This window comes from Flavobacteriales bacterium TMED191 (genome assembly GCA_002171975.2).
In the GTDB taxonomy this organism is placed as follows: Bacteria; Bacteroidota; Bacteroidia; order Flavobacteriales; family TMED113.
This window is the reverse complement of record NHIO02000019.1, coordinates 55,514-73,734: the sequence shown is the minus strand read 5'-3', so window position 1 is coordinate 73,734 and position 18,221 is coordinate 55,514. Positions and strand designations below refer to the sequence as shown.

Below are 18,221 nucleotides of genomic sequence, written 5' to 3'. Positions count from 1 at the left end.
CTAGGGGTTTAGAAATTTTATAAAGGATTCAAATCTATCATCTAAATTATCTAAATCTGGTTGATTGATAAATTTATTAGAAATATTATAATCATATCTTTCTAGAGCTTGTATAATTCTTTCCGCATTTGAACACCTTATCATGATGTTTATATTAATCTTATTGTCTTTAAATTCTGTAAATAATGAAAGTACTTTGCCATTATTTTCTTCAATCAATCTAGATATTTCAGAAAGCATGTAGTTGTTTTCGTTTGTAGTTATAATTAGGATACACATACTAGATTGATTTACATTGATGGTTCCAATTTTTGTTATAATATCGACTGCTTTAATATATCCAACATATTGATATTCTTTGTTTATTACAGGAACTAGTGTTAGTTGATTTTCTGAAATTATTTGAATTGCTTTAAATATATGCTCATCAAAATATATATAAATGTTATGAAGTTTATTTTTGATAGATTGTATAGATTTTTGTAAGTCTTCCATATTCAAAATTGTACTTTCATTGATGAGTCCAAGAAGTTCATTTTGCGAATTAATAACAGGAAGGTGGTTAACTTTATATTCATCCATTATAGATAGTGCATAAATGCCTTCATCTTTTATATTTAGCGGATCAATATCTTTTTTTATAATATCTAATATCATTTAATTTCTTAATGTATATTTAAACAAACTTAAGACTTTTAATAAAATAAAATGTAAAATTATGACACGCCTTAGTGTAAATATAAACAAAGCTGCTACATTAAGAAATGCAAGAGGGGGGGGGAGGCCTAATATCACTCAATTTGCCATTGATTGTGAATCTTTTGGAGCAGATGGAATTACGGTACATCCAAGACCTGATGAAAGACATATTAAAAGTTCCGATTTATTTAGTCTTGCTAAAGTAATTACAAAAGAATTTAATATTGAAGGTTATCCCTCAGAAGAGTTTATAACGCTGGTTTTGAAAATAAAACCTACACAGGTCACTTTAGTTCCTGACCCCCCTAATGTACTTACGTCCAATCAAGGTTGGGATGTTATAAAAAATAAAAACTTTTTATCCTCAGTGATTAATAAATTACATTTAGAGGGCATCAGAACTTCTATATTTATTGCACCCCAGAAAGAAATGATTAGGGCAGCTAAAGAAATTAATTCAGATAGAGTTGAGCTTTACACGGAATTTTACTCTACAAATTATCCATTGAATAAGCATGATGCTATTAAACAATATTTTACAGCTGCAAATTATGCTAACGAATTAAATCTTGGATTAAATGCAGGTCATGATTTAGATTTACACAATTTAAATTTTTTTCATAAAACCATTCCTAATTTACTAGAAGTTTCAATTGGTCATGCGTTAATTTGTGATGCATTATATTTAGGTTTAAAAGAAACAATTAGCTCTTATAAAAGACTTTTGAAATGATTTTAAATTCTAAAATTATTGGTGAAGGTCCAAGTCTTATAATTTTACATGGTTTATTTGGTTCTTTGGATAATTGGTTTAGTATTGCTAAATACTTATCAGCTAATTTTCAGGTACATATTTTGGATCAAAGAAATCACGGCAAATCATTTCATGATATAACTCATAATTACAATGATATGTGTAGTGATCTATTTAATTATGTCAGTCATTATAGTTTGGCTAATACTCATCTTTTAGGACACTCTATGGGAGGTAAAACAGCAATGTATTTTGCGTTAAAATACCCAGAGATAATTAATAAATTAATTATTGTTGATATTGCTCCAAAAAAATACCCACAAACTCATAAAAATTTAGTTTCATTATTACGTGAAGTTCAACTATCAAAAATTACCCGTAGAAAAGAAGTTGAGCAAATATTGATGAAAAATGAGTTTGATATGAATATGATTCAGTTTCTATTAAAAAATTTATATTGGATAAATGATAAAGAATTAAAGTTCAGATTTAATATAGAATCTATTTATCAATCTCTAGATCAATTAATGAATTTTGAATTATTAGAAAATACATGGAATGGTTTTAGTTNTTTTATTAAAGGTCAGAAATCTAATTATATTTTAGATTCAGATTTACCAATAATTAATAGCTTTTTTCCTAATTTTAAATTATTCAATATACCTGATTCAGGCCATTGGGTTCATTTTGATCAAAAGACAATTTTTTTAAAAACAATTAATAACATTTTAAATACATGAAATTATGAATTATATGGCAATTTTCAATAATGATGCGACAGTTCTAGGCTTCTTAATCGTTATGTTAACTATCATTTTTGTTTTAGAAAAAAGCAATGTTTATCAAATTAAGATTTTTTTTAAATATGTGCCAGCTTTATTATTATGTTACTTTATCCCTTCTATATTTAATAGTTTAGGAGTGATTTCAGGCGAGGAGTCAAATCTTTATTATATTGCTTCAAGATATTTATTACCAGCCAGTTTAATTCTTTTAACATTAAGTATTGATTTACAGAAAATAAGAAACCTCGGCCCTAAAGCTATTATTATGTTTTTAACGGGAACAATGGGTATTTTAATNGGAGGTCCTTTAAGTTTAATTTTAGTTACGCATCTTTTTCCCAATATTATACCTATATCATCGGATGATTTATGGAGAGGACTAAGNACTGTCGCTGGTAGTTGGATTGGTGGTGGAGCTAATCAAGCAGCAATGAAAGAAATGTTTGATGTAAATGATCAAATTTTTAGTTCTATGATTACAGTAGATGTTATTGTTGCTAATATATGGATGGGCTTTTTATTATATGGAGCAGGAATTAGTAAAAAAATGGATGCTTGGTTAAAAGCAGATGCTTCAGCGATAGATGATTTAAAAAATCAATTAATTAAGTTCAAGGAAAAAAATCAACGTATTCCCTCTTTTATAGACTTTATGGTTATATTGTCAATTGCATTTGGTATGACGGGACTTGCACATGCTTTTGCAGATATTATGGCTCCATATATTCAGATGAACTTTCCTTTTCTATCTAAATTTAGTTTGACGAGTAAGTTTTTTTGGCTTATTGTTGTTGCGACTACAGGTGGTTTAGTCTTATCATTTACAAAATTTAGACAATANGAAGGTGCTGGCGCTTCAACTATAGGCTCAATATTTTTATATATTTTAGTTGCTACTATAGGAATGAAGATGAATGCATTAGCAATTTTGGATGCTCCTGGTATTTTTTTGCTCGGATTAATATGGATGTTAATTCATGTAATTTTATTATTAATTGTTGCTAAAATTATAAGAGCTCCATTCTTTTTTGTGGCTGTTGGAAGTCAAGCTAATGTAGGNGGGGCAGCATCTGCTCCTNTAGTNGCTTCTGCTTTTCATCCATCACTAGCACCAGTGGGAGTATTATTGGCAGTCTTAGGCTATGCATTAGGTACATATGCGGCTTGGCTGTGCGGTATATTAATGCAATTTGCTAGTTTATAATTAATAGAGGTTCTTTGGATCCACCATTGACCTCCATATAATAAAGTCCAGATTTTTTAAGATCAATTTTATTTTGTCCAGCATTTAATACAGTATTGTAGACTATTTGTCCAAAGCAATTATATATATTAACTACGTTAGATTTTTCAATTAAATTAATGTGAATAGTTCCTTCACTTGGATTTGGAAAAAAGGAATTTTCTTTTTCCCAATTCATTAAACTAGTTTGAAAATCGCAATCAATGGAATAGGTTAGGTTAGAACCGATATTGCCCAAAAGGTCTCCTANTTCTGTAATTATTAAACCAATATTAGAAGAGACAATATTATCTAATGTTAAAGTAATTTTTGTGGGATCAAACATGTCAGTTGTAATATCTGTTATAGTTGCATTTGTGATGAAAAAATTATCAGAGTAGATATAATTGGGATCAATAGGTTCATTAAAGTATATATATACATAATAATTATTACCTACTTGAAAACAACTATGGGTTGATATAAATGGCGCATTTTCATCAGGTCCACTTTCTACATCAGAGGGAATTCTTAAGTCTACTTTCCAATCATTAAAGGTAGATGTAACTATCCCAGTTATATTATATGTGTCTCCAATTACTGGGTCAAATTCATAGCCGTCTGGGGTATTATGAATACCACAACTTCCACTCCCGTCATTAACTTCCCAAACTCCAAATCCTCCAGGTAATGATACACATTCGACATTTTCCATTCTAATTAATACTCCCTCATATTCTTCAGATAAAGCAGTTCCACTAGTTACTAATAATGGCTCAGGTAAAGGGTTGTTATTGCTAATAATGTATATGTCTTCGGGCTGATAAAATTCTGTTACTCCTGCGCCTCCACAAGCACTACAGTTGCAGGGGCTACCATCCCAACAAAATTCACTTATATCGCCCGATACAATTACACTATCTCCCATTGATGGCAGTGCACCTCCGCTATAAATATATATACCAGACCAAGGCGTTGCACCATCTTGTATATAAAAGCTATTTGCAAAAGCACCTGTTACAATACCGGTTGTATTTACAGATTGCCCTTCAAATGGAGAAAATTCGGATTGTCCTTGAATTTCACTAATAGGAGTTATGATTCCTTCAAATGGTAATGGAGGAATTATCTCTGAACCAAAAAAGCTTTGAGAGGCTTCATCACAGATTGTAGCTGTGATAGAATAACAAAACATAGANTTATAAATTTGTGCAGGAATTTCTGCTTCGTATTCACCATCTTCATTAATAGACATGACAATACTATTAGACTGGTCATACCAACTATTACCGTAATTTAGTATTGCATCTGTTACAGGGCAATTTATCGAACTTATCACATTTGCTGTAATAGTAAATATCTCNCCTCCACTTATTGGATTCGGAGTTTGAACATTTTCAATTTGAATTGAATTTATAGTTGGTTCTTCAGAATAAATATAATTGACAAATTCAGGATAATCAATGAATGGATTTCGATTTCCTTGCCAGTCATATATGACATCATTTCTCTTTCTTTCAAATGCATCAGGCAGATCTTGTTCATGCCATTGTAATAANGTAGATAAAACACCTATTTGAGGATTTGGATATGTTGTTAATCCATCTACTGGTACTAGATTTGGTTCGTTAGCACCTAGTCCATTCCCCTCATATCGAACGTCCATATATAGTATAATACGGGCAATATCTCCCTTAACTTCGTCTCTTGGTTCAAATGTCGAGTTAGTATCTAAGCAATCTGTTTCAACAGTTCCATTTAAAACAATTTGGCCTCCATTATTAAAATCTTTTTCGCCTCTTGTAGTATTCATACTAGCATCAACAGGCTTTAAATTATGAGCATCAGTATACAATGGTACTTCGAATGGATCACCAGCATCAAAATCTCCATGAGATTTAGGCCAAACGTGCTCTCTATTCCAGAAGTCAGGTTCAAAGTTTGAGGAAAAATCAAATTTATCAATGGAATTTCCACTATATGCCAGTATTATATTTGATGGGTTATTTGGGTCTTCATCAGCAGCTCTTAGTATACTTTTAGTTGTTGTATAGGAAAATGAAGTATGATTTCTAATGATATTATGTAATTCGGCTTTTAACTCTGTACCACTTAAGCCTGCACATGATGCATAATAGTCATTAGGTTGACTAAATGAAACCAAACTAATCAATAAACATATAGATAAAATGTACTTATTCATAATTTTAAAATTTATATTCAATAGATGCAATTAACTTTCTACCTAATCCAAAAAATGTCGACGCTGAAGCAGCATCAGAGTTCATTGGTGTGTCTTCAACATAGCTGGAATTATTTTCTGCATCACTTATATATGTTGTGTTGAGTAAATTTAAGATATTAAATTTAAACTTGAGACTGCTATTTCTGAAATAACGTGTATTTCCCACATGGAGACTAAATAAACTATAACTAGGTATTTGCCAGACTTCTTTTTCTTCATTTAGCGTAAATGGATCATAATCAGAAAAGAAACGGTCAAAATACATCCCCTTTAGTTGTATATATCCAGAGTTATTTTTATCTAAGCGAAAGTTATAACTAATACTTGATCCTATTTGAGTCTGTGGAGAATCTCCAACATATATACCTCGTGCATCAAAATAATCACTTTGCACAAGTTCTTGATCCAAATAAAAGTTAACTGTATCACCAGAATTCCATCTCCAATTACCAACAGAACTAAGGAATTCAAATTTGATATTTTTTGATAATTTCCACGCAAAATCAAGTTCTAATCCTTGATGAAGAGCATTGATTCCGTTGATGTTATACGAAACGGTTTCTCCCCCGTCTATCACAGTTGTTCCAGCTTGTGGCTTATTTTCCCAAATTGTATTATAGGCATTTAGGTTAATTGAAAAGTTTTGAGAACGATAACCATAACCTACTTCTATTGCCTTTACGATTTCATTTTCAATATTATAATATACTTCATTGTCATAATTAAATACATTACTAAACCTAGGTGCTTTTGATAAGATACCAGTATTAATAAATACATTATTATACTCATCTATATTCCAATTCGCTCCTGTTTTGATTGTAAAGCCAGGAAATGTTTGCCACTCAGTCTCTGTAAAGCGGGCTTCATTGGACTCGATAGTATAGTTTTGACCGTTGTAATTTATAGTATCATTAATCCCTATTGTCTCTACTAATACAGTATCTGATAAAACAAGATCTTGTTTTTTAAAATAATCAACTCTTTTATACATGGTTTTTGATCCTGTGAGGTTGATAAAAGTAGAAATACTACCATAATTATATTCCAATTGTCCAAAGCCACCAAGCCATTTAACAATTCCATCATTGTGATAATACATTTTATCTCCCTCTCGAAGCATTAAATTTTGTGAGCTTTCACCGACACAATTTTTACCATCCGAGCCTAAAACACCTGCATAATAGTCACCACCCAATAAGTCATAAACTTCTCGATAATGTTCTCCACGGTATGATCGTAAATCTATTCCTGAAGCTAAATCTAAATTTTCATTTAATTGATGGCTAAATGTAGATAATAATCCTGTCCAAAAATGATTGTTAATCGAGGAGTATAATATGCTCGTAGATTTTTTTTCAGTTTCACTATAAGCCAAATCGATTGACGGCCCACCTGGGTTAACAAAAGAATTCCAGCTATTTCCACTATTTGCATCAAAAATTGTTTGAAAATCAATTTGGTTTTCATCTGTGTAGGTTAGTTGTCCACCTTGAAAGCCAGTACCTCCCCCTTGACCTAGAGAATAATATATAACGTTGGTTAATGAGCTTTTGTTATTTATTTTCCATAAATGTTGAAAATTAAAATTAGGTTTATGGTAATAGTTCTTAAATCGATTGACAGTATTATTATCCCCCCAAATAGTATCAGTGGGGATTCCATTATTATAAATTACTTCGTAGTCATTGTATTCTCCCCAATTGGGGTTGTAATTTAATCCGTATCCACCTTCAACGGAGCCTGTATCTACACCTAATGCATGAGCAAATTCTTTATCATATACAGCCATTCCTGTTTGATATTTTCTTTGATCATGTTGTTGTGGAGCTCCAAATGCTGATAGTGAAAAAAGATGATTATTAAGTTGTTTCTGCCATTTTAAGTAATAGAAGAAACCCTGAGAGCCAGTTTGTTCTACGATTCCATCGGATTGTTTAAATGAACCAGCTAAATTAAATTTTCCGATTTTAAAATTTTTAGTGGTATATGCAAAAGATGTTCTAACGTAATTTCCACTCCCAAGCTCTTGTTTTATTAGTCCTCCTTCTTTTGAGTCCACTCCTTTTGTGAGGATATTAATGGTTCCTCCAACAGAGGGAAGTGCAAGTTTTGAAGCCCCCAAGCCTCTTTGAACTTGAATAGTTCTTGTTAATGCATCTAGGCCAAACCAATTTGACCAATATACCCATCCGTTTTCCATGTCATTCATAGGAACTCCGTCTATCATTACAGCTACATTTCTTTGATTAAAACCACGAATATTAATCCTTACATCTCCATCTCCGCCCCCTTGTTGTGTAGCATATACGCCAGGTGTTGAATTTAATAACATTGGGATTTCTTGACCAGCTAATTCTCGTTCGATTTTCTCTAATTTAACATTACTAAGAGATACAGGTGTTTTTCTAAACTCTGCTTGATCTCCTATAACTTTTACAACATCTAACACCGAATCATCATTTAATTTAATTATGAATCCAATTGGCTTATCTGCTTCGTAATTAATAGAAATACTTTTTGATTTATAGCCAATATACGAGACAGTTAATGTGTATTCTCCACTTTCAATATTTTGAAATTTAAATTCTCCGTCAATATTGGATGTCGTACCTTGCAGGTTATTAGAATTATCTTTTCTAATTAGAACTATATTAGCACCAATTAAAGTTTCCCCTGTTTTATTATCTAAAATACTTCCTGAAATTAAATTATTTTTGTTTGATGTAAATTTTTTAATAGAGTTAGTATTTTGATTGTTATTTATATCTTGAAATTTTTTCGATGAAGTTGTAAAATCTTCTAAAAGAGTATCTGGATTAAAAGAATTGTTGGTTTTGATAGTCCAATTTGTACTAATATCATTATTAAAAAAATCGGTATAATTTTTTCTAAATTCTTCAATTATTTTACTAGGAATAATTGGGGTATTTTTATTAGCAGATTGATTATGATATATTATAAGAATACATGTTAAAATATCAGTTGCTTTATCCCCATAAGCTTGACGAAAGATTGTTAAGTCTCTATTAGTTTTTTTAGTGAAAGTACTATCTAAAGAATACGTATTTATCATTGCTTCAATAGAAGCATTTCGATATTTGGTTTTTTTCTCAATAGGTAATTTAGAACAATCTTCTTCAAATAAGTTGACAATAGGATTTAAATTAGTGGTTTGACAAAAAGCCAAACCACTATAAATTACAGTGCAGTAAAAAAATAATTTCTTTAACATTTATTCCAAAACAATTGATTTAGATCTGGTTCCATTTGCATCTGTAAGTGTTATTATATAAAGTCCACTAACATCAGGCAGATTAATTTCCATTTGATTATGATAATGTTCAGATTTATGAAGAATTATTTTTCCTTGTGGATTAAATACTTTTACATCAGAAATATTTAAAGTGTTTTTAATGGACAAGGAATTGCTTGATGTCGGGTTAGGATAAATTAAAAATCCAGTATCGATTTCCTCCAATTGAGATGCAAGATTACATATACAGTCATGAGAACCTAAATTAGCAAAAGTATTGACAGGCAGTGAATCCCATTGTAGAGTAGGGTCAAAAATTGTAGGATTCGAGTTAACTCCCTCTGTTACAGTCTCTATCCTCACTAAAGTATGATCTTTAGTCCATATTGCTCCATTTGCATCAGTCCATCCTGCTCCTGGGTCATCACCAACTTTTCCAATTAAGTCAACTACTCCTCCTCCGATCATTTCTAATGTAATTGCATCATTCCCATTAAAGAACATTGTCATTGGATACATGGCTGCTGAATCAGGATCCGTACCGCCGTAGTACGTACCATTTCCCCAAAAATCAATTTTACTTTGCAAGTCAGTATCAGCATCATATATTGTTACTTCTTCATTTGTAACACTGTCAGTATAGGTGTAATATCCATCCCAGACAGGAGCATCATAGCCTGTTCCTTCAGGATCTCTTTTATCTAAACCTATTACAAAAGTTGAATAAGGTTCAATAATCCCCTCAAGTTGTAGAGGAGTACTTGCCTGAGTAGCTCCGTTGGTATATCTCGATACGATATAAGAGGACAAGTCAATAGGAAGATCTGTTGGGTTATATATTTCTAAGGCCTTGTTATTTGACCAGCCTTCCACATATTCTGATATAAATAAGTCAGTACATTGTGCTTGTGAAAAGTTAAAGCATATAGTAATAAGTAATAGTGTAATAAAGTGTTTCATTCTAGAATTTTTTGGTTAAAAATAAAATTTGGTTGTTTACTAATTGTTAATTTAAGTTAAATTTCTTTACAATTAAGTTTAACAGTTTAATAAAAATAATATGCTAAAAAACATAAAATAGTTATATATATAAAATATAATAACAAGATTTTATTAATTATTTTTACACTTTAGTAAAATTAAAATGCAAAGAAGTTTAGTTATAATCCCTACTTATAATGAAATTGAGAATATTAGTATAATGATAAATACTGTATTTTCTCTCTCCGATGACGTGCATATTTTAATAGTTGATGATTCTTCACCTGATGGGACAGCAAAAGAAGTAATTGGATTGCAATCTAAATATCAAAATCGTTTGTTCTTATTAGAACGTTCGGAAAAAAGAGGTTTAGGCACAGCTTATATTGCTGGCTTTAAATGGGGGCTTAATAAATCATATAGTTATTTCTTTCAAATGGATTGTGACTTCTCACATAATCCAAATGATTTACATAGACTATATGCTTTATCAAATAATAAAAATTTAGACCTATGCATAGGCTCTAGATATATTTCAGGCATTAATGTTGTTAATTGGCCATTAAGTAGGGTATTGTTATCTTATTTTGCGTCCTTTTATGTAAGAATAATAACCGGAATGAACATAAAAGATCCAACGGCAGGATTTAAATTATATAAAAGAAAAGTTTTAGAATCCATTGATTTAAACTCTGTTGAATTTGTTGGATACGCATTTCAAATAGAAATGAAGTTTAGAGTGTGGAAAAAAAGATTTAAAATTTATGAGTTGCCAATTGTCTTTAAGGATAGAGAAAAAGGTGTGTCAAAATTAAATAGTAGTATAATAAAGGAAGCAGTATTTGGGGTCTTAAAAATGAAAATAAAGAGTATTTTTTCATCATCTTATAAATAGTATTATGGGTAAATTATTAAAGAATACAAAAAAGGTTAATGAAGGGTCTATCGAAGAAGTAGATGTTTTAATAGAGAATAATCTTATTGTAAAGATAGCACCTTCGATTTCTACTAAGCACCATGAAATTATTGATTTAGAAGGCAAATATCTCTTGCCAGGTGTGATTGATGACCAAGTGCATTTTAGAGAGCCAGGACTAACTCATAAGGCTACAATTTATTCAGAATCAAGAGCTGCAGTTGCTGGAGGAATAACTTCTTTTATGGAGATGCCTAATACCAACCCGCCAGTTTTAACACAAAATCTATTAAAAGACAAATTTGAAATTGGCCTAAAAGATTCTTTAGCAAATTTTTCTTTTTTTATGGGAGTTTCAAATGATAATATTAGTGAGGTATTAAAAACAGATTTTTCTAAAGTTCCAGGATTAAAAATTTTCATGGGATCTTCTACGGGTAATATGTTAGTTGATAATTTTTCTGTATTGAATAATATTTTTTCTAATGCCGAAGGTTTAATTGCAGTACATTGTGAAGATGAAGAAACTATTAGAATAAATAGTCAAAAAGCGAAAAAAAAATACGGTAATCAAGTACCTTTATATGAGCATCCTAATATTAGATCCAGAGAAGCATGTTTTAAATCTAGTTCATTGGCAATTGATTTAGCAAAGAAATATTCTAGTAGGCTTCATGTTTTACATATTTCTACAGAAGAAGAAGTACATTTATTTGATAACACTCTACCACTAAAAGACAAAAAAATCACATCAGAAGTATGTATACACCATCTTTCTTTTACAGATGCAGACTATACAAAGAAAGGAGCATTAATAAAATGGAATCCTGCAGTAAAAAATGCTCATGATCAACAAGCTTTATGGGATGGTTTATTAAATAATAAACTTGATATCATCGCAACTGATCACGCTCCTCATACAACTCAAGAAAAAAACAATCTATATTTTTCTTGTCCCTCAGGAGCACCAATGGTACAACATGCTCTGCCAATGATGCTAGATCATTATATAAACAATAAAATTTCTCTTGAATTAATTGTAGAAAAGATGTGTCATGCTCCTGCTCGATGTTTTAATATTAAAAAAAGAGGGTATATAAAAGAAGGTTATTATGCAGATTTGGTAGTTTTAAAAAAACAAAACTGGGAAGTTAATGGGGATAATATTTTATATGCTTGTAAATGGTCACCATTAGAAAATAAAATATTTAATTTTAAAATCTATAAAACATTTGTTAATGGTAATTTAGTATATAATGATGGAGTTATTCAAAATATCAACAATGGAAAAGCACTTTCTTTTAATAATTAGTATTTTGTTTATTAGTTGTAATCATAATTCAACAGCTTCTAAATTAATTCCTAGAGATTCATTTAAAAGCATTTTAATGGATATTGAATCTTCCAATACATATTTTTATGCAGACACAATGCATAATTTGAATCGTGACAGTTTTTTATTAGATTCTATTTTAATCCAACATAAAGTATCTGAGGCGATGTTTGATAAAACATTAGAATTTTACATTAATAATTTTGAAGAAATGACGACTCTATTAGATGAAATGAAAAATTCGATGACAGATTAACTGTTTTTTTTGAATAATTCAAGATATTTTTTGATGGATTCAGATGTTTTAATATAGCTATGTGAAATTGTTTTTTCAATTTTAGAAGAGTCAAGTAAAAAAGGCTTTTTTGTATATTTTATAGTATCTAAACTGATTGCTATTTTTTTGCCTGTCAATTTACCCCAAATTATGTTTATACAAATTAATATTTTAAGTATTATTTGAGGCAATTGTATAGAAGGTTTGGTTAGATTAAGTTCGGTTGAAATTATAGACATTAATTTTTTATAGCTTATATGCTCAGAATTAATTATGAATCGTTCATTGGTTATTTTTTTATCCATAAGTGAAATCATAATTTTTGTTAAATCATTTACATCAATTACACCACAACTGCCAGAAACATAAAAAGGCCCACTAATGAAGGTTTTTTTTATAATTGTGCCAATTCCAGAGTTCCAGAAACCAGGACCAATAATCAAGGAGGGATTTACAATAAATCCATTTAAGCCTTCACTGAAACCTCTCCACACCTCCATTTCAGCTAAATATTTAGAAATTGCATAACCAGATGTATTATCCCAAGACCAATGTGTATTTTCATCAGCAGGTAAATCCTCATTTTTACCCAATGTAGCAATTGAGCTCACATAGCAAATTTGATTTATATTATATTTTAATGATAGATCTATAATATTTGAAGTTCCTACTGTATTGACTTCAAGCATTTTGTTTTTTAATTCATTATTAAACGAAACTAACGCTGCACAGTGATAAATTATTTGAATATTTTTAACAATTTCATCTAAGTCTATTATATCTAATATGTCACAGTTTATCCATGTTATTTTATTAAATAATTTTTCACCGTTTTGCGAATAAAAATTAAATATATTTATAACATTTTGTAAGTTACTTTTTGGTCTTTTTAATGCAATGGGTTTTACTCCAGCAATAATTAGGTGGTATAGAAGGTGAGCTCCAACTAAACCTGTTCCTCCTGTTACAAGTGTTTTGGACATTGTTTAAATTATAATATACTAAATATATGTTTTTCCATTCTTTAATAATACATTTATAATATATAAATTAGTATTTATGGATTTTATTAATGAAATGGATTGGCGTGGCATGATTCACGATACAACTCCTGGATTACAAGATAAATTAAAGGAGGGTATTACCTCGGCCTATGTTGGGTTTGATCCTACTGCAAATTCTTTGCATATTGGTAATCTAGTTCCAATAATGTTGTTAGTGCATTATCAAAAATGTGGTCATAAGCCTATTGCATTAATTGGCGGCGCTACTGGTTTAATTGGGGATCCATCTGGTAAAAGCGCTGAAAGGAATTTATTAACCACGGATGAAATCCATCATAATCTTTTAGGAGTAAAATCACAGTTAGAGTTATTTTTAGATTTTAGTGATATTAAAAATTCAGCAGAAATTGTTAACAACATGGACTGGTGCCAAGATATTAATATGATTAAATTTTTAAGAGATATTGGAAAACATTTAACATTAAATTATATGATGTCCAAAGACTCTGTTCAAAATCGGATGGAAACAGGAATTTCATTTACGGAGTTTTCTTATCAACTTATCCAAGCATATGACTTTTATCATTTACATAAAACTAAAAATTGTATAGTTCAAATTGGGGGTTCAGATCAGTGGGGAAATATTACTTCAGGAATTGAGTTAATAAAAAAAATTAGCAGTAATAAAGCATATGCTTTAACGACTCCTCTTATTACTAAGTCAGATGGTTCAAAATTTGGAAAAACAGAATCAGGTAATATTTGGTTAGATTCTGATAAAACTTCACCATATAAATTTTTCCAATATTGGATGAATATTAGTGATGAAGATGCACAGAAATGGATTAAAATTTTTACGACATTTTCACAAGAAGAGATTCTAGAAATTATAAAAAATCATAATGAAACCCCTCATTTAAGAATTTTACAACAGGAATTAGCTAAAAGTATAACTTGTAGAGTTCATGGTATTGCTCAATATAAGCAATCTGTAAAAGTTTCAAATATATTATTTGGTAAAAATACTGCTGAGCAAATTACACAAATTACAGAGAAGGAGTTTTTAATGGTATTCGAAGGAGTAGATCAGTATAAAATTGCTAAATCAACTTTAAATCAACCCATCGATCCTATTAATCTTCTTACTGATTTGTCTGGTGCTTTTGTTTCTAAAGGAGAGGTTAGACGACTCTTTAAGTCAAATGCAATTAGCTTAAATAAGATAAAATGGGGTGTAGATCAATTTGTTACCAAAGATAATCTGCTTAACAATAAATATATTTTAATTCAAAAGGGGAAAAAACATTATATAATTTTATGTTTTGAATAACATAAAATTATATAGTAATAAATATTTACAAGATTGTTTAAAGTTATTTAGATCTAATGTGCCTGCTTTTTTTGATAAAAAGGAGGAATCATTGTTTGAAAATTTTTTAGTAAGAGACTGTTTAAACTATTTTCTCTTATTTGATATGAGTTATCAACTTGTTGCGGCAGGTGGATACGAATTAGAAAAACAACCGAATACAATTTCGGTTTTATGAAAAATTTGGTTTTGAATTGATAAAGATTACAAATGATTATTATGGTTTGGGTCTGGATAGATATGATATGATTAAGTGTGGAAATTGAGAATTTTGTGGGCCCAGCAGGGCTTGAACCTGCGACCCCTTGATTATGAGTCAAGTGCTCTAACCAGCTGAGCTATGGGCCCTAAAATAAGAAGGCAATATTAAGCAAAGATTTTTTATGCTACAAATAATTAACCTTTATTATGAGGAGTTGGTCTTAATTTTTCATCTAAATTAACAAAAACAATTCTATCAATAGAAATAATAGATTTTTCTGTTCTCTTCACTCTTGCTTCGCATTTAATTGTAATCGAAGTACGTCCTAATTTAACTAATTCTAATCCAATTTCAACAACATCACCAATTTTAGCAGGAGATATAAAATCAATTTCTGACATGAACTTTGTTGTTACCCTTTGATTGTCTAGTTGACACATTGCATATATAGCTGCTTCTTCGTCAATCCATCTTAGTAATTGACCGCCAAACAAACTGCCTCCAGCATTTAAATCTTCAGGTTTCACTAGTTTTCTTGTTCTAAATTGCATGATATAAATTATTTAATTTCTTGACATAATTCTATTAGTACTTTTTTTGTTGATTTTGGATGAATAAAACATATTAATTTGTTATCTGCACCCTTTTTAGGTATTTCATTAATAATATGAAATCCTAATTTTTTTAGTCTGGTTATCTCAGAGTTGATATTTTTCACTTCAAAAGCAATATGATGAATACCTTCACCTTGATTTTTAATAAAATTAGAAATTGCATTATTTTCTGTTACTCCTTGTAGCAATTCAATTTTTGAATTACCAGTTTTAAAAAATGAAGTAATTATCCCTTCTTGTTCAACATGTTCTTGTTTGTATGGCTTAGTTCCTAATAATTTACTATATAATTCATTTGCCGAATCTAAGTCAGAAACTGCAATCCCTATGTGCTCAATATTATTCATTTTTTTTAAAAGTTTCAATTTCGTAAAGTTTTTTATATACTACACTATTTTTTATCAAAAATTTGTGATTGCCTGCATCAGTAATAGAACCATTCTCCATAACAATAATATGGTCATACTCAACGATTGAGCTTAGTTTATGCGTAATAGTAATTAATGTTGTAGATTGGGGGATTTCTTTTAAAGACGTCTGGATGTATTGATGAGATTCAGCATCTAATGCAGACGTTGGTTCATCAAGTATCAAAATCGGTGCTTGACTTATAAAAGCTCTAGCTAGGCTTATCCGTTGTCTTTCTCCACCTGATAGGTTTATACCACCTGCACCAATAATTGTGTTATATCCGTTATCTAACGTTTCAATAAATTTGTGAATATGTGCCTTCATTGACGCACGATGGACTTCGGTTTCTGATACTGATGGATTACCTAATAATATATTATTTAATATAGTGTCATTAAATAATAAAACATCTTGAGTAACTAGCCCAAATAATTTATTACAATTAAGATTAAGTAAATGCTCTTCATCAATTTTAATATTACCACTACTATGAGGATAAAATTTCAATAATAATTCTAATAATGTTGATTTACCACTTCCAGACTCACCAACGATTGCAATTTTCTGCCCTTTTTCTATATTTAAGTTAACATTTTTCAGAATTGTGCCCTCAGATGATTTAAAAGAGACATTATCAAAACTTATTGTTTTAAATGAGTCAATAAATTTCAAAGAGTGAGTATTATCTATTGGTTGTTCTAAAATACTCATAATTCTTTCAGCTGATGCAGCACCTTTTTGAATAGAATAAAACGCGGTTGTCAAAGATTTAGCAGGGGGAAGTATTTGTGAAAAAATAATTAAATAGCCTATAAATGTTTCGGCATCAAGATTATTATTTAATACAGTTTTTCCCCCAAACCAAATAATTATTATCATAACAATTGTACTTAACATTTCGCTCATTGGAGATGCTAAATCTTTCCTCCATAATACTTTGTTGTTTAAAGTTTTTAGGCGTTCATTATGTGAGTTAAATTTTGTAGAGATAAAAAAAGTACTGTTAAATGCTTTAATAATTTTTAAATTACTAATTGACTCTTCTATAAAAGAAATAATATCAGCTAATTTTATTTGACTTAATTTAGAATTTTGTTTTAATGATTTGCTAACTTTTGTTATTAAAAAGGCTGCAATTGGTAAACAAACTAAACCAATTAATGTTATCTCAACATTAATGTAGATTAAACTAATTAAAAATATTATAATGTGTATAGGGTCTTTTATAAAAAACTCCAAAACTCCCATAATAGACCATTCAACTTCAATTAAATCATTGGTCATACGTGCTACTAAATCACCTTTTTTAAATTTATTAACAAAAGGTATTTGAAGTTTAAGCAATTTTTTATACATTTTTTTACGTATATCTCTAATTATATTATTTCTAAAAGGAGTTAAACAATATAAAGCACAATATCTAAAACTATTTTTAAGCATTGTCCCCAGACCAACTAAAATGCATATAAACCCGAGGGCATATGTAAGACCGTACAATTTTATTAAATCATATATTACATTGTAAATGTAATCCTTTAGATTATTAAATGATAAGTCGTCTGTTATTGTATTTGAGGGCTCAATAGTTCCAAACAATAATCCAAGTATGGGAATAATTAATGAAATCGAGAATAATGAAAAAATAACAGCTAATAGATTAAACATCGTATTTAATACGATTAATATAAAATAAGGTTTTGAAAATATTAAAAGTTTAAAAGTAGATTTCATAACCTAAATATAACGATAAGAAATGTATAAATTATACATTTAAATATCAGTATTTATTTATAATTGTATCTTTGGTTTTAATGGAGTCACAAAGACAAAAAAAAGTTGCAAGGCTTATTCAAAAGGATTTGTCCGCTATCTTTCTTCAAGAGAGTAAGAGTCATTACACCAATGTTATGATTAGTATAACTCATGTTTTTGTGTCTAAAGATTTATCTTTAGCAAAGGTGTATTTAAGTTTATTTCCAGAAGATAGAAAGTTAGAATATTTTGATGATATTAAATCAAAAACAAAAATAATTAAACATAAGTTAGCATTGAAGCTTAAGCATCAAATGAGAAAGACCCCAGATTTAGTTTTTTATATTGATAACTCTTTAGATCACTACGAGAGCATTAGTAAAATCTTAAAAGACATTTAA

At 29.6% G+C, this 18,221-nt stretch carries 17 protein-coding genes and 1 tRNA gene; 9 read left to right on the top strand and 9 right to left on the bottom strand.

Annotated features, from left to right (window positions below):
* Complete coding sequence (locus CBD51_001560; protein ID RPG60279.1) at positions 1-657, bottom strand: CBS domain-containing protein; 657 nt, start codon at positions 655-657, stop codon at positions 1-3.
* A 61-nt stretch (positions 658-718) separates the two neighbouring features.
* On the opposite strand from CBD51_001560, the gene CBD51_001555 reads away from it, so the two are divergent.
* The 3 genes from CBD51_001555 (at position 719) to CBD51_001545 (ending at position 3,442) form a co-directional block, all read left to right on the top strand.
* Positions 719-1,432, top strand: a complete 714-nt coding sequence (locus tag CBD51_001555; GenBank protein RPG60278.1) for a pyridoxine 5'-phosphate synthase — start codon at positions 719-721, stop codon at positions 1,430-1,432.
* Positions 1,429-2,193 (top strand): alpha/beta fold hydrolase, encoded by a 765-nt coding sequence (locus CBD51_001550; GenBank protein RPG60277.1) that lies wholly within the window; start codon positions 1,429-1,431, stop codon positions 2,191-2,193. The genes CBD51_001555 and CBD51_001550 overlap by 4 nt, the downstream gene beginning before the upstream one ends.
* Before the next feature lie 4 nt (positions 2,194-2,197).
* Positions 2,198-3,442: a DUF819 family protein gene (locus CBD51_001545; protein ID RPG60276.1), complete on the top strand. Its 1,245-nt coding sequence runs from the start codon at positions 2,198-2,200 to the stop codon at positions 3,440-3,442.
* Here the strand turns inward: CBD51_001545 and CBD51_001540 are convergent.
* From CBD51_001540 to CBD51_001530, 3 genes are read right to left on the bottom strand one after another with little or no spacing between them, the layout of a single operon-like run.
* Positions 3,432-5,663: a T9SS C-terminal target domain-containing protein gene (locus tag CBD51_001540; GenBank protein ID RPG60275.1), complete on the bottom strand. Its 2,232-nt coding sequence runs from the start codon at positions 5,661-5,663 to the stop codon at positions 3,432-3,434. The two genes, CBD51_001545 and CBD51_001540, sit on opposite strands and share 11 nt — an antisense overlap.
* A gap of 4 nt (positions 5,664-5,667) precedes the next feature.
* Positions 5,668-8,940 carry a TonB-dependent receptor gene (locus CBD51_001535; protein ID RPG60274.1) on the bottom strand — a complete coding sequence of 1,091 codons (3,273 nt, stop codon included), beginning with the start codon at positions 8,938-8,940 and terminating at the stop codon, positions 5,668-5,670.
* Positions 8,941-9,921: a T9SS C-terminal target domain-containing protein gene (locus CBD51_001530; GenBank protein RPG60273.1), complete on the bottom strand. Its 981-nt coding sequence runs from the start codon at positions 9,919-9,921 to the stop codon at positions 8,941-8,943. It abuts the gene before it with no gap.
* A gap of 184 nt (positions 9,922-10,105) precedes the next feature.
* On the opposite strand from CBD51_001530, the gene CBD51_001525 reads away from it, so the two are divergent.
* The 3 genes from CBD51_001525 to CBD51_001515 are packed head-to-tail and all read left to right on the top strand — an operon-like array spanning position 10,106 to position 12,447.
* The gene (locus CBD51_001525; protein ID RPG60272.1) at positions 10,106-10,837 is read left to right on the top strand and encodes a polyprenol monophosphomannose synthase; all 732 of its coding nucleotides are present in this window, start codon (positions 10,106-10,108) and stop codon (positions 10,835-10,837) included.
* A 4-nt stretch (positions 10,838-10,841) separates the two neighbouring features.
* On the top strand, positions 10,842-12,170 hold the full coding sequence (locus CBD51_001520) for a dihydroorotase (protein RPG60271.1): 1,329 nt from the start codon (positions 10,842-10,844) through the stop codon (positions 12,168-12,170).
* Entirely contained in the window at positions 12,115-12,447 is a 333-nt protein-coding gene (locus tag CBD51_001515; protein ID RPG60270.1) for a DUF4296 domain-containing protein, read from the top strand. Before CBD51_001520 ends, CBD51_001515 begins: the two co-directional genes overlap by 56 nt.
* On the opposite strand, the gene CBD51_001510 is transcribed toward CBD51_001515, so the two are convergent.
* Positions 12,444-13,451, bottom strand: coding sequence for an NAD-dependent epimerase/dehydratase family protein (locus tag CBD51_001510; GenBank protein RPG60269.1), 1,008 nt, complete (start codon positions 13,449-13,451; stop codon positions 12,444-12,446). The two genes, CBD51_001515 and CBD51_001510, sit on opposite strands and share 4 nt — an antisense overlap.
* A 76-nt stretch (positions 13,452-13,527) precedes the next feature.
* Between CBD51_001510 and CBD51_001505 the strand changes: the two genes are divergently transcribed.
* Complete coding sequence (locus tag CBD51_001505; protein ID RPG60268.1) at positions 13,528-14,802, top strand: tyrosine--tRNA ligase; 1,275 nt, start codon at positions 13,528-13,530, stop codon at positions 14,800-14,802.
* Positions 14,795-15,019 carry a hypothetical protein gene (locus CBD51_001500; protein ID RPG60267.1) on the top strand — a complete coding sequence of 75 codons (225 nt, stop codon included), beginning with the start codon at positions 14,795-14,797 and terminating at the stop codon, positions 15,017-15,019. Before CBD51_001505 ends, CBD51_001500 begins: the two co-directional genes overlap by 8 nt.
* A 93-nt stretch (positions 15,020-15,112) precedes the next feature.
* Here CBD51_001500 and CBD51_001495 read toward each other — a convergent pair.
* From CBD51_001495 to CBD51_001480, 4 genes are all read right to left on the bottom strand, one after another.
* A tRNA-Met gene (locus tag CBD51_001495) sits at positions 15,113-15,189 on the bottom strand.
* 48 nt (positions 15,190-15,237) lie between these two features.
* Positions 15,238-15,594 carry an acyl-CoA thioesterase gene (locus CBD51_001490; GenBank protein ID RPG60266.1) on the bottom strand — a complete coding sequence of 119 codons (357 nt, stop codon included), beginning with the start codon at positions 15,592-15,594 and terminating at the stop codon, positions 15,238-15,240.
* Positions 15,595-15,602: 8 nt separating this feature from the next.
* The gene (gene mce, locus CBD51_001485; protein RPG60265.1) at positions 15,603-16,004 is read right to left on the bottom strand and encodes a methylmalonyl-CoA epimerase; all 402 of its coding nucleotides are present in this window, start codon (positions 16,002-16,004) and stop codon (positions 15,603-15,605) included.
* The gene (locus tag CBD51_001480) at positions 15,997-17,799 is read right to left on the bottom strand and encodes an ABC transporter ATP-binding protein (protein ID RPG60264.1); all 1,803 of its coding nucleotides are present in this window, start codon (positions 17,797-17,799) and stop codon (positions 15,997-15,999) included. The genes mce and CBD51_001480 overlap by 8 nt, the downstream gene beginning before the upstream one ends.
* 80 nt (positions 17,800-17,879) lie before the next feature.
* Here CBD51_001480 and rbfA point away from each other — a divergent pair, with 80 nt between their 5' ends.
* The gene (gene rbfA, locus CBD51_001475) at positions 17,880-18,221 is read left to right on the top strand and encodes a 30S ribosome-binding factor RbfA (GenBank protein RPG60263.1); all 342 of its coding nucleotides are present in this window, start codon (positions 17,880-17,882) and stop codon (positions 18,219-18,221) included.